Raw genomic sequence first — 14244 nt, forward strand, 5'->3', positions numbered from 1 at the left:
AATAATTAATAATTAGGTGCCTGCACCATTTGCGGATTGCTGTAAAGTTCATCAATTCCATTTCCTGTCCAAACCGGTAACAGGTAAAGTCGGTTATCCCATGTAAACGGTTGATTAATCAAAGTCGGTTGATTAAATTGTTCGAAACTCGGATTGGCCGCACCAAGGCCATTCAAGCCATAGCGTACTCCCGCTTTAAGCATATTCGGAGCAATCGCCCACCGACGGAGATCGTAATAGCGGTGTCCTTCTTCATACAGTTCAACAAAACGTTCATTACGAACCCAGTCCATTAATGTCATTGCAGGAGTAATATCACTTTCTTTCAGATCTTTAAATCCTGCACGTTTACGAATAACATTCAGATTGTCCAAAGCAGGTTGCGTCTCGCCTAGAGCAGCATAGCATTCAGCCAGATTCAAATAAAGTTCTGCCATCCGTATAAACGGCCATCTAATGGCAGTAAAAGATTTGCTGCCATCACTTCCGTATCTGATTTTAGGATCTATATATTTCTTTGATAGATAACCTGTGCCGGCACAGTTGCGGGTACTTCCCGAATTCCATCCGTTTGTATTGGTGTTTTTCAGATTGAGCCACAATGAATTTCCGTTATTGATTTTCGTCATATATTCGCCTCCGTCAAAGGCAATCCAGGCATAAAAACGGGCCTCACGTCCTACATGCAATTTGATGATATCGTTTTTCACATCTTCTTTATCCAATTGGTCGGTTGTAAGCTCGGGGCTTTGCTTGTCGGAATAATAACGTGTATACCATTCATTCTTATCGTAGAAACTATCGTCCAATTCCGGAAGTTTACCGTCTTCGGTATAAAAATGCTGTGCAGCGTATAAAGTAGGCGCGTGGCTTGCCCAGCCTCCCATATATACTCCATTGCTTCTCTTCACTACTTTGTTGGGCAAACGGCTTTCTGTCGCTTCTCCGCTATTGTTCCCATCTTGGCTGATGCGTAGTCCCCATATCAATTCTTTGTTTCCGTCTCCTTCGTTGGCGGTTGATAGATACTGGAACATACGCACTCTTTGCTTAAATTCCGTATTTTCTTCTTCATCCGCTTCTTTTCCCGGAATAAAAGGAAGTTCCACTTTATCAAGTTCAGCCTTAGCATTCGCCGCTGCAAGGTCAAAGAGTTCATAACCGGCATCATCCGCTGCCGTCAAGGCCTCTTGGCAAGCCGCCAAAGCACGGTCCCATTTCTCCTTAGAATAAGTCTGACTTACCAATTCTTTGCCATATCCCGGTGTTTCATAATTGACGTTTTTCCAATTCGGATAAGGGAATGAACCATTCCAAAGCGGCGAAGCAGCATACAACAATACACGGGCCTTTAACGCCTTACAAATGGTAGAAGTTGCGCGTCCCAGCTCTCTCTCATTAGTACGTTGCGGCGGAAGCACATAAGCAGCATCATCCAGTTTCTTCACAATGTAGTCCACACAATAATCAAAATGCGAACGTCCGGGAATCTCTGTATTAGAAATATTCGGATCTACTTTCTCTGGTATAATACTGCAGGGTCCGAAAGCTTGCAATACCCGGAAATGATAATAAGCCTCCAAAAAGTAACACTCTGCCTTATATTGGTTTTTATCATCCTCTGTCACTCCGGTCGGATGTAATTCATCAATCAAGCTCAAAAAATGGTGCACATAACCGATGTTATTATAACTGGCACTCCATATATTCAAGTTTGCCCGGTCTTCATTGTTACTTGAAGGAGAAATTGTTCCCCATGCCACCAACTGCGGCCAATACACATATTCGGGTGGAAATACTTTCTCATCGGTTGCCTGTTCAAAAGACTTAAGATAGAACGGATTCGTGCGAGGCACGCCGGCATAACAGGAATACAAAAAGCCCAATGTTGTTTCTTCATCCTTCATTGTATCGTCAAAATCTGCTTGTGCAGGCGGAATGACATCCAGATAATTGCATGATGCAAGGCAGCAGGAAACGATCAGGACCTGTGCCATTCGTGATATTTTAGATGTAAGTTTCATAATTCAATGATATTAAAATAGGTTTCTTCGAGTTAGAATGTAAATTGTACGCCCAGATTGAAAGTACGCTGCAAAGGATAGGAATTCCATGAAAGTTCCGGATCCCATAATTTGAACGGACTAAATACAGCCAGATTGTCTCCGCTGAAATATACGCGGCACATCGGAAAACGATATCCGACTTCCAGTGTTTTAAATCTTAGGAAATTTCCGTTCCGCACCCAGTAAGAACTGGCCTGTGTATTATTAGACACATCAGACTTGGTAGTACCCAAGCGGGGATAGGTAGCATTCGGATTCGGATTGTCAACCGACCAGTGGTCATCTGCAATCCACTGCATCAGGTTCCTGGCTAGTGTTTCGCCTTCCATTCCGTCGCCTCCACTTACAAGGAAAGGAGCGAAACCACTGTCAATCATAATCTTGCGTTTGGCAGAACCGTTGAAGAACACGCCAAAATCCAATTTCTTGTAAGTGACATTCAAACCGAAACCGTATTGAATACGCGGTATATTATTATATGGTGAAAGCATTACCTTATCTTCTTCGGTAATTCTGCCGTTACCATCGATATCACGATACTTGATATCACCGGGCATAATATTGGTACCGAGTTGCGACTGATCTGCCCAGTTGGCTATTTCTTCCTCACTTGTAAATAACCCTTCAGCCACATAACCTGTCAACGTATTCAGCGGTTTGCCGGTCTTAGTCTGCCACACATAAGGATAAGCTGGCTCATCCACATACTTATATTCATTTTGATTGTAAGTAAAGTTACTCCTGAAATCTACAGCCCAATCCTTACCAAATTGCTTCGACCAGTTGAGACTCAATTCAACACCGCTATTCGTCACTTCTCCGATATTGCTCCAAGGAGTCGAACCCCAATATCCCAACATGATCGGCCAGGAAGCACGTGACATCAGGATGCGATCGCGGACATCATGGAAGTAATCAAACGTAATATTCACCTGATTAAATAAAGACAAGTCCACACCGATATCAAATTTCTTCACATGTTCCCATCCGGCATCTTGTATAGACAATATTTCAAAGTTGGCTCCATTACGTTTCTGCTCATTGGTCGGAAGCCCAGTCCAGAAATCATACGCTTTTCCTATCCCAATCTGATTCTGATAGAGGAAATGAGGAGCTTTTCCGTTAAAATCATCACTTCCTACCAAACCGTAAGAAGCTCTTACCTTCAAATGATTGACATACTGCGACAATGGTTCCCAAAACTTTTCCGAGCTTACCACCCAACCGATAGAGGCTGCAGGGAAGAATTCAAAACGGGTACCGGAAGCCAAACGTTCGGAACCGTTATAACCGAAGTTAAATTCTAACAAGTAACGATTGGCATAGTCATAAGTGATACGTCCGGAATAGCCCTGGTTACGATTTGGTAATACATCATGACGATATTCACGCATCATATACATCATCATAGCTGTCAGGTTATGGTCACCAAAACTGCGTTTCCAGTCCAGACGAGCATCGAAATAGAAAGTCTGATCCGTATCACGACTGATACCGGACTGGCTCAGATACGGATCACCCGTCTGCAACAGTTGAGTATCATATTCATTTGTATCCGCATTCCACGAACCGTCTTTGGTTTTATAAAAATAAGGTTTGATAGAACGGTTGTAGGAAGATTGCGACCAATTCTTGAAGTTTACCAGTGCTTTCAAACTCAACCCTTCCGTTATAAACTTCAGATTCTGGTTCACACTCAAAGACGTGTTTAATGTGTTGAAATTAGTTTCTTTGAACGAGCTCATCATTTCGGCATACGGATTGACGCCAAAAGTACCCGGTTTTATTTCTGCCATACCGAAACGAATGAAGCCTTCGTCACCTTCTTGTTGTGGATAATAAGCGGGGAAGTCTACCGGATTGGCACGCATCACCTTCGCATACATGTCCGAAGTTGTATAGTTAGGGCCTTTAGAATTACCGATCTGCGCATTCATTCTCAAATCAAGTGTTGTGGTGTTCGTCACTTTATATGAGATATTATTCTGAAAAGTATATGACCAGTTATTGATATTACTATTATAGAAATAATCTTTAGGAGCATCAAGTAAGCCTGTATCATGATTAGCTTGCAAACTCATATAGTAAGTAACACGCGAGCCACCTCCCTGCAGATTGATGTTGGCACGTTGGTTAAAGTTCCCTTTCTTGAAAATCAGGTCATACCAATCTACATCAGGATACACGTATGGATTGGTTCCCAACTCTGTATACTTTATTTGTTCGTCACTATATTTAGGATTCGTAATTTTCGTCAGACTCCGGGCTTGTGCCGCTTCATTATAAGTCCGCATAAAGGTTGCCCCGTCAGCAAATTCTACTACATTCATCGGACGGAAATAAGAGGCTTCAAGTGAAACATTGATTCTGGCCTTCGTATTTTCTATACCATTTTTCGTAGTTACCAGCATCACACCGTTAGCTCCGCGATTACCATAAATAGCAGTTGCCGAAGCATCTTTCAGCAAAGAAAAACTTTCGATGGTCTCTGCCGGAATACGGTTCAGGTCACCTGCTGATATTTCAACCCCGTCCAGCAATATCAACGGAGTAGCCCTGCCACCGAACGTATTAATACCGCGAATATAGAAATCGGAAGTAGAACCCGGTTCACCACTCTTGGTAATCGAAACGATTCCTGACAGTTTACCAGCCAACGAACTGGTCAATGAAGAAGAAGGCATTTTCAGAGTTGCTCCCTTTACAGTGGTGATAGCACCAGTGACGGAGACTTTCTTCTGTGTACCTGCACCTACGACGACGACTTCATCCAGCATTTCGTTGTCTGACGACATTTTAATTGTCAAGACTCCGAGGTCACCTACCATCACCGTCTGTTTCTTATAGCCGATATAAGAGACTTCGAGTTCGGATTTGCTTGTCACTTTAATGGAAAAGTTACCGTCAAGGTCGGTGATGGTCCCCACCGTCGTTCCTTTCACCCGCACATTTACGCCAATCAGCGCTTCACCGGTGGAAGCATCGATCACGGTTCCCGTCAGCGTACGGGTGGGGGTATTTTGGTTCTGTTGAACGGATTCTGTCAGATTCTTATCTGACGAGATAGACGGACCTGTTGTGTCGGCCATGGCACAGAAAGGATAACTACTCATAAAACATATAGCCAAACCCAGGGGAACTATATGCCATGATCGAACACTTTGTTTCTTTAGTTTCATGATTGTTTATATAAAGATTAATAAAAAGGTTAACTAAAATTCTACCTGTCAATACCTGTCATTTTTTACCTGTCAAACAATTAATGCCTATTGAAAACTGAAAAATGGAATTTACCTTTTGCATATCTGACACGATAGCTGGTTCTTCTTTGGATTTTTCATGATACATTGTTTTAAGATTCAACTTGATCGTTTATTTATTATGTTCTTTCACGAATTACTGACACAAAAGTATAAAGGATAAAGAACAAACGATTCCGATCATGTGTATTATAGGTAGAATTTACGTTATTCCACCTCTTTGAATTATAATTCGACATGAAATAAAAGGAAGGAACTACATATTCCGGCTAATACTGTTCCTATGCCGCAATCGAACGAATACTAGCCAAACAACCGAATAGATATCAGCCAAAATCCGGAACACGACAGTACAACGGCTATCATTTTAGCACGAACATGACGAATATCTATAATCCGTTCAGCATACTAAATGCCCTTGATATGAATAAAATCCGCGATTACTGGTTCGCTACCGATGATTTACCAAAGCGGATACCTCACAATCAAAGAATATAATAAAAGAATGGGGACCTATCTGCTCGACTTCCCAAACAATGAAGTACGAAAGGGATTCCTTTCCATACTGGCTACCAACTATATGAAGCCGAAAAGCAAGGAAGTAACAAGTTAGATAACAGATGCCGTAATGGATCTTGAACACCTACGTTGATAAAAAGCGCTCTATATACTCGGAAGGCAACATGCCGAACTCCTTTTTGAAACAAACACTGAAATACTTGGGATCACTGAACCCGACAGCGTATGCAAGTTCGGAGATACGAACAACATTTCCCTTTTCCTCCATAATCCGGCAAGCTGCCTTGAGCCGGACGTTGCGGATAAAGCCCGAAGTATTGAGTCCGGTAAGCGATTTCAGTTTCTTATATAAAGTAGACTTGCTGGTCAGCATTTCTTCCGCAAATCGCGGTTGGTCGAAATCGCTATCTGCCAGATGACTGTTCACACAATCAATGGCACGTTGCATGAAGTCCTCATCCAAGCTAGTGTAGTTCAAGTCTTTCACTTCAAATACCAATTGGTTTTTAAAGTCGTGCGCCATGCGTTCCTTGTATTTCAGCAGATTGCGGATACGCGCATGAAGCACTGCCAAGTTGAAAGGCTTGGCTATAAAAGCGTCCGCACCTACTTCGTAAGCTTCGGCACGGTCTTCTTCCTTGTTCTTTGCCGTCAGCAGAATAACCGGGATATGGCTGATTTCAAGGTTGCCTTTCACATATTTGCAGAATTCGATGCCATCCATTTCGGGCATCATCACGTCGGACACAATCAGGTCTATGTCTTCATTCTCAAGGATAGTGACGCCTTCTTTCCCGTTTTCGGCTTTGAACACATTGTACTCACGACTTAAAAGTTTCACCATCAATTGCAGCAATTCTTCATTGTCTTCTACCACCAGGATGGAATGTGCTTTCGCTTCATTTTCCTGTTCCGTTTCTTCCGCATCGTCCATTATCTCTCCAAGAGCCGCCGTATGCTGAATCGGCAGGATAACTTCATCATCTATTTGTTCATCGCGGTAATAAGAACGGTCTATAGGGATTCGCACAATAAATTCCGTTCCCGCATCGACTTCACTCACTACACTAATGGTACCTTCATGCAGTTCTACCAGATCTTTAGTTAAGGAAAGTCCGATACCTGTGCCGATGGTATTAAACTTACGATAATCGCCTTCATAAAAACGTTTGAACAGCGTCTTTTGCCTGTCTTTAGAGATACCTTTTCCATTATCTTTTATCTTCAGCAAGACGAAATCTTTATTCTCGTCATACAACAGGGTGACTTGTATAAATCCTCCTTCTTTGTTATATTTAGCAGCATTGGAAAGAAGATTATAAAGAATCTTATCGAGCTTGTCCGTATCAAAATATCCGGTGATTGATTCGGGCACACACAATATAGAGAAGTGGATTTTGCGTTTCTTGACTAACGGGTGGAAGCTTTCCGCTTCATTCTTGACGAAAGCCGCAATGTCGCCCAGAGAAACACGAAGTTTCAGATTGCCCGTCTCCGCCTTACGGAATTCAAGAATCTGTTGAAGCAGGCGTATTAACCGCTGGATATTGCTGTTCATCACAACGTAAAGGTCATTGTGCAAAGGAGCCTGCATTTTCAGTTCATCCACTGTAGCCGAGATAATGGTAAGAGGAGTGAGCAGTTCATGCGTAATGTTGGTGAAAAATTGTAGCTTGGCATGGTTCAGCTCTTCTGCTTTCGCCTTCTCCATCTCACGAAGCTGCAATTGATTCCTCAGCAACATACGATTGCGCGCCATCCGGTAGAAAAAGAAGATAATGCCTAAAGTTAAGATGGCATAGAGGAGAAAAGCCCACCAGGTGGCCCAGAACGGTGGCAGCACAACGACGGTCAGCTCGCGGATATATCCGCTCCACACTCCGTTTTCGTTGGTAGCTTTCAGTTGGAAAGTATAGGTTCCGCTCGGCAAGTTGTTGTAATAGGCAAAGCGGCGGTTGGCATCAGTGTATTGCCAGTCGCGATCGAAGTTGACGAGGCGGTAGGCATATCGGTTGAGTTCGGGATTCTTATAGGTGAGGGCGGCAAATTCAATACTGAAATTATTGTATTTTGCCGGTAACTTTATTTGGTTGGTATAGGTAGGCATTACTGGAGATATCTCTTGCTGCAAATTGACAGGCAGGCTGCCAAACGGGTGATTGAATACTTTGATGTCAGTAATCAGGAAATTGGTCTCACGGGATGAAATTTCCATCTTGTCGGGTGAGAAACTATTATATCCTTTGTTCCCGCCAAAGAAGAGTTCGCCGTCGCGGCTACAGGATGCATTAACTACGAAATTATCCTGCAATCCGTCGGCTGCCGTATAGACACGGGTAGAAAAATCAGTGCCCACAGCTGCCACCATGAGATTAATTAAACCAGAATTGGTACCCAGCCACAGGCCTCCGCCTTTGTCTTCTTCAATGCTCAGAATAACATCACCCGGAATACTGTATTGCCGGTTCTTTTCTTCAAACTGATTGCTATTTCTATCGTACATATACAGTCCGCCACCTTCCGTGCCCGCCCAAAGACGATTGAAACGGTCGATATGCAGACAGAATGCGGCATTGGTTTTCAACTTTCCGTTTCGTAAACTGAAGTTCTCGAATTTCAAAGTGGAAGGATGGTGCACATCTCCGGTGATATGGATCAATCCCAGATTGGAAGTTGCCACCCAGTAACTATTGTTCGTGTCCCGAATAATCTCACGGACATAAATCTGACCGGCAGTCAAACTATCGGTAAACTGCATTTTATCAAAACAATAGCCTGTTCCGTTTGCCAATCGTACGCCCAGCCCACTGCGCGTACCAACCCAGCAGTTTCCTTCCCAATCTTCATACAATGCCGAAACGCTGTATGAATGGATAAAATCCGTATTCTCGCTTGTCAAGTTCTGTACTTTTTCACCTTTTCGATAGACAAGCACTCCTCCGTTGTAGATACCAAACCAAAGTTCTCCGTTCTTCTTACGTTGCATCACAGTGGTGAGTGAAGATAATGTGGGTATCTCCGAAAACTCCGGTATATGGGTATACATTTTCAGCTTTCCCGTAGCATATTCCTGACAAGCGAGACCGTAGGTTCCCACTCCAATCCACAAATTTCTGTCGGAATCTGCAAATAACACACGTACTGAAGTCGCGGGAATATCTTCATCTCCTATATGAAGAGTATGAAGGTTGAACAACGGTCGACGAGTATCAGTCATCAAAACTCCTCCGCCAATTGTTCCCAGCCACATATTATCCTGATTGTCGCGCAAGATGGAATTAATCTCATCAGTAGGTAAAAGATAAACGGACTTTCCTGATTTATAGTTAATAAATGATTCGAGATTCCCGAGTTCCAGAATACTCAGTCCGCTACGCGTTCCCACCCATAAGGAATTTGTATGTATATCTTCGGATATATCATATACAATATTATCGGACAGACTGGTGTCATTTCCGTTCTCATGCAAATAACAAACATAAGAAACCCGTTCCATGTCTTTGGGATGTTCAAGCCTGAACAGCCCGTATCCCCAACTACCTACCCAAATATTCTTTCTGCTGTCTTCGTAAATCACATGCGACGAATTTTGTTCATTGACTTTAGGATACGCTTCTACCCTGCCGGTGGAAGAAGAATAACGGAACAGCCCTTGTGCCCATGTACCAATCCAAAGATCACCTTCGGAATCTTCTACCAGAGATTTGATAGTAGCATATTGCACCTTTCCCTCCCCGAAATCATAGCCACATGACTCAAATATATCCTTTTCAGGATTGTAGCGGCACAGCCCCGCGTCCGTACCCACCCAAACCGTATTATCACGCGTGACGCAGATAGACGAGACAACATTATTGGGAATGGAAGGATAAAGGTATTTACGAATCACACCGGTTTTCTTATCAAGCACGTTCAACCCTTCATTGGTTCCTATCCACAGATTATAATTATTGTCGTCGACAAGAGCGGAAATACTATTGTTTGTCAACAATTCCGGAGAGTAAAGGTTTGATTTATAGACCCTGGTCTCATAACCGTTGTGGCGGCACAAGCCATTACGGGTGGCAAACCACATAAATCCGTCTTTGTCCTGATAAACCTTCTGTACCTCATTGGTGGGCAAGGCATACGGAGCGGAAAGTTGTTTGAACTTCAAGTTATATATAAGATTCTCTGCCGCCGGCAACGCCAAAGGCAGAGTTCCCATAAGCAAGATTACGAGAACTACCTTATGGATAAGATCAAAGATATTTGTGTTTCTCATATTATCAAATTTTATATAAAGTCAAAACTACAAATATTTTTTAAAGAAACAATACCGGCAGAGTATCTATTTATAATTTTTCCCATTCAGGTGGATTCACCTTCATCAAATGACGTACAAAAAAATCAAAACGTTTGTGTTCGCCGTAGCTTTCCCCCATTGTGTGGCGTGCACCAGGGACCACCACCAACTCAAAATTCTTATTCGCCTTTATTAAAGCATTCACCACCTGCATAGTAGAAGCCGGGTCAACATTGTCATCCAATTCGCCCACCACCAGCATCAACGGACGACTCAACAGATGAGCATTCTCCACATTAGACCCCTCTTTATACTGCTCACCGACAGGATACCCCAGCCATTGCTCATTCCACCAAATCTTATCCATCCGGTTATCATGACATCCGCAAGCGGAATAAGCAGCTTTGTAGAATTCCGGATAGAACAACACGGCAGTCATCGACTCCTGTCCTCCGGCAGAGCATCCGTAAATGCCGACACGATCTATATCCATGTACGGATACTTCTTAGCCGCTGCCTTTATCCACGCGATATGGTCAGGCAGACCGGCATCCTTCAGATTCCTGTAGCACACATTCTCGAAAGCACGCGACCGGAATGAAGTCCCCATTCCATCTACCATGACAACGATAAATCCCAATTCGGCAATGGCCGACATATAATAATTGTTCGGAGTGAAGGTTTTAGGAACATACTGGTCGCCGGGACCTTGATAAATATATTCGAGTACAGGATATTTCTTATGCGGGTCAAAGTTGGTAGGCCGGATAATAATTCCCCACATATCCGTTTTCCCGTCACGCCCTTTGGCGGAGAAAACCTCCGGTGCTTTCCAACCTGCCGCTTTCAGCCGGCTGATGTCCGCCGTTTCGAGGGGCATCACCACCTTACCATTATCCGAGACATTGCGCAATACGGCTACGGGAGCTTTATCAACCATAGAATACACATCTACCAGATAGTTCATATCATCAGAAAACCAGGCCTTGTGCATTCCTTCTTCCGGCGTAAGACAAACCAGTTTTTTTCCTTCAAAATCAATGCGATAATAATGAATCAGATACGGGTCTTCACCTTTCCGCATGCCATTGGCCGAAAAATAAATCTGTTGGCGTTCCTCATCGACACGAAGCACTTCACGTACATACCATTCTCCTTTGGTAATCTGACGAACCGGCTGCGCTGTAGCACGATCGTACATATACAAATGATTCCAGTTGTCACGCTCGCTCATCCAAATCATGCGCTTGCCATCCTTCAGGTCATGACGAAAGCGACGACTATAATTCACATACTTATCGCTGGTTTCCTCGACTAGTGCGCGAACTGTCCCGGTTTCGGCCGAAAGTTCAAGTACACGATAGATCTGGTGTCCACGCTGATTGTACTCAAAAGTAAGGGCACGACTATCCGTATTCCACATAAGCCCTGTCAATTCGTATTGCCTGTCAAACAGTGCCGTCTCGGGAATAATGCTTCGTCCAGTTTCCACTTCGTAGATACAGGGGACGCGGAAAGGGAGTTCGTCGCCCGGTTTTGCGTATTCCTGCTTGTGGAGTTTTGGTTGCAGTTGGTCTGCCGGCGAAGACTCTACATAATAGACATAACGCTTTTCCACAGGGCGGATTTTGCAAGAAGCAACCTTTTTACTATCCGGCGACCAACGGATGTATGCCGAGTAATAGTTTCCCAACGTACCATCAAAACTGAGTTGTCGTTCTTTTCCGGTGGCAGCCTCCTGCACATAGATGTTATCATTCTTGATATATGCTTTATATTTATGGTCGGGAGAGAATACGGGAGCCGCTACTTTCTCATCATCCCTATCCATCCAATGACGTTGCCTGGACGGAGCCTGCGCGTAATCTTTCTCTTCTAGAAGGTCGCTACTGATTGTATATTGCCATCTCTTTCCTCTAAACACAAACCTAAGTACATTGGGCGAATGGTCAAACGACAATTGTTCCAAATAGACTGCATTGGCTTTTATTCCCTGACCGGAAATCCGATTCAAATGAACAATCATCTTCTGATGGTCAAAAAGTTCTTTCCTAGTCTGTGTATCCGCATCGACTATCACATAGAGGGGACCCTGCTCCGTATTTTTCACATACCAGAAAGAATGCGTTCCCTGAATCCAGTTCGGATTCACATTGGAATAATAGACCTTCTTTGCACTAAACTTACTGCCGAGTGAATAGGCACGACGATAATCCTCTACCGTTCCCTGTGCAGACAATAGTGATGTACAGAACAATAATCCGATGAATAATATCCATTTAGAACAACTCATATTTTTTATTAACAGTCCCATTATTTTATTACAAACAACTTCCAGTCCGTCCGGCATCTCACTTGATGATAATTTTCTGATCCAGCAGTCCATTGATATACACACATAAAACTCCTTTCTTATAGTCTATCCGCAAACGAACGTTCTCATACTTTTGCGGAGCATACCAATGGCCACCAGTTCCACGTGGTTTTGTATTCCAGCAATCCGATGTTCCGAATACATTCGTACTGACGTATGATTTTCCTTTATATCTGATTTCGGGTTTCATCGTCTGCCCGTTCAGGTAATATTCCAGATCACCGGCCTGCAACAGCCTGCCTTGATAATTGTCCGCATCAAGCGTAATCGTCCGTTCCCAAACAAAAGACTTTGCCGGGTTGAAAGCCGGCACCTTGCCCGTCGCGGATGCTGTTACTCTCTTTCGTTCTTTACCGGAGAATCCCTTGAAATCGCAAGCAATTCCCGTAGAATATCCCTGCGGGCGGATTTGGCTGACAATCCAATCATAATAATCACCATACATCCAAGTCAACCGTAGCGGAGAATGCTCCGAATCCGGCAGCATATAAGGACGGATATTATTCAACTGCGAGTTTTCCGTAACCACCTCTTTAGCATGAATCCCGCCCTTCTCATTCAAGGCAAACTTCACAATCTCATATACCCTGCCATATTTTCCTTCGATGGGTAACGAACAATATACCATATTTGTATTCGCAGGGTCGATAGCCATACCGGCACTATAGCATTTCTCCAGATTCGGAGTCTGATGGAAATGTCCTCCGGCATTGGCAAGGAAAGTCTTTTTCCACTCCTGTCCGTTCCACTTTGCGTAATAGTAATCATGAGATTCCTTGTCATTACTGATACGCACCATAGCTATCACCGGATTGCCTTTTTTATCGGAAGTAACTTGCCATACCCAGTCACGTTGTCCGGACGGATTGTCCACTATCGTCAAAGGATATCGGGCGAGATACTCCGCAGTCTTGTCCACTTTAAACATACCGTCGGAAATCGTCGAAAGAACGGTTCCCTTGACATCTTTCAACTGTAACGTATGAATATCGATATAATTGAAATAAAGGTAATTGGGAAGTTCATTGTCAGGATGTCCGGTTGTATAGGTCAGATAAATTCTGTCCTTTCCGTTGGACATATATTTGGCATACGGGCGGGCTCCGGTGGACTTCACCATCTGATACGGTCCCCACACGACATTGACTTCATCTTTCTCATCCGGCAATGACAGTTTGGCAATAGTGGGATGCCATCCGATTCCACGCCAACACAAATAAATGTGTTCGGGGTCGTCCGAAAGAATAAACGGAGAGGGATAGGTTGTGTTATTTTTCGTCTTGATCATCTTTTCTTCTCCCAAAGTTGTGATGTCTCCCGGATTCCGGGAAACCCTGTAATAGAAACAAGGCTCATCCGTATGTCTCGAATAGAAAATCATAATCCTTTCATCGGGCAATACAAGGAAAGTGGGATTGTTATGGTCGTCCGGCTGGAAGTAGGAGCGAATCAACACTTCATCCTGTTTCTTCTTTTTAAAGTCATACTGCATCGCCTTGATATTGCCATGAATGTCGATATAGCCGATATATGTCATATTGATAGTCCCTCCCTTGTTTTCATAATGCAAGGCACGAGGATCGGCAAACCAGCACCAGGCTCCCTCGGTAGTCACCGGATAGCCTCCGCCGGTAGGAACATTTTCTATATTTTCAGCATACAGCCGAATAATGGATATACAGAAAAATAATAAAATCAGAATAATCTTTCTTTTCATGGTAGTAGTATGTTTCCTTATTA

5 protein-coding genes and 1 pseudogene are annotated in these 14244 nt (G+C 43.5%); 1 reads left to right on the forward strand and 5 read right to left on the reverse strand.

What is annotated here, in order from left to right:
• Positions 1 to 5: 5 nt before the first annotated feature.
• Positions 6 to 2024: a RagB/SusD family nutrient uptake outer membrane protein gene (locus BSCG_RS10250; protein ID WP_032849591.1), complete on the reverse strand. Its 2019-nt coding sequence runs from the start codon at positions 2022 to 2024 to the stop codon at positions 6 to 8.
• Positions 2025 to 2056: 32 nt separating this feature from the next.
• Entirely contained in the window at positions 2057 to 5245 is a 3189-nt protein-coding gene (locus tag BSCG_RS10245) for a SusC/RagA family TonB-linked outer membrane protein (RefSeq protein WP_008776448.1), read from the reverse strand.
• 426 nt (positions 5246 to 5671) lie between these two features.
• Between BSCG_RS10245 and BSCG_RS28865 the strand changes: the two are divergent.
• A pseudogene (locus BSCG_RS28865) lies at positions 5672 to 5936 on the forward strand (AAA family ATPase); the annotation flags it as partial.
• Between the two features lie 33 nt (positions 5937 to 5969).
• Here BSCG_RS28865 and BSCG_RS10240 read toward each other — a convergent pair.
• The 3 genes from BSCG_RS10240 to BSCG_RS10230 all read right to left on the reverse strand — a co-directional run bounded on the left by BSCG_RS10240 (position 5970) and on the right by BSCG_RS10230 (position 14221).
• Entirely contained in the window at positions 5970 to 10109 is a 4140-nt protein-coding gene (locus BSCG_RS10240) for a hybrid sensor histidine kinase/response regulator transcription factor (RefSeq protein ID WP_008776450.1), read from the reverse strand.
• Positions 10110 to 10179: 70 nt separating this feature from the next.
• Positions 10180 to 12423, reverse strand: coding sequence for a S9 family peptidase (locus tag BSCG_RS10235; RefSeq protein WP_008776451.1), 2244 nt, complete (start codon positions 12421 to 12423; stop codon positions 10180 to 10182).
• Between the two features lie 58 nt (positions 12424 to 12481).
• The gene (locus tag BSCG_RS10230) at positions 12482 to 14221 is read right to left on the reverse strand and encodes a BNR repeat-containing protein (RefSeq protein ID WP_008776452.1); all 1740 of its coding nucleotides are present in this window, start codon (positions 14219 to 14221) and stop codon (positions 12482 to 12484) included.
• Between the last annotated feature and the right edge of the window lie 23 nt (positions 14222 to 14244).

Origin of the sequence: Bacteroides sp. 2_2_4 (assembly GCF_000157055.1) — a bacterium.
Classification (GTDB): Bacteria; Bacteroidota; Bacteroidia; order Bacteroidales; family Bacteroidaceae; genus Bacteroides; species Bacteroides ovatus.

Excerpts from the sequence above, each read along its gene's own strand:
- BSCG_RS10245 (WP_008776448.1), bottom strand. The coding sequence starts at position 5,245 with ATGAAACTAAAGAAACAAAGTGTTCGATCATGGCATATAGTTCCCCTG.
- BSCG_RS10250 (WP_032849591.1), bottom strand. The coding sequence starts at position 2,024 with ATGAAACTTACATCTAAAATATCACGAATGGCACAGGTCCTGATCGTT.
- BSCG_RS10235 (WP_008776451.1), bottom strand. The coding sequence starts at position 12,423 with ATGAGTTGTTCTAAATGGATATTATTCATCGGATTATTGTTCTGTACA.
- BSCG_RS10230 (WP_008776452.1), bottom strand. The coding sequence starts at position 14,221 with ATGAAAAGAAAGATTATTCTGATTTTATTATTTTTCTGTATATCCATT.
- BSCG_RS10240 (WP_008776450.1), bottom strand. The coding sequence starts at position 10,109 with ATGAGAAACACAAATATCTTTGATCTTATCCATAAGGTAGTTCTCGTA.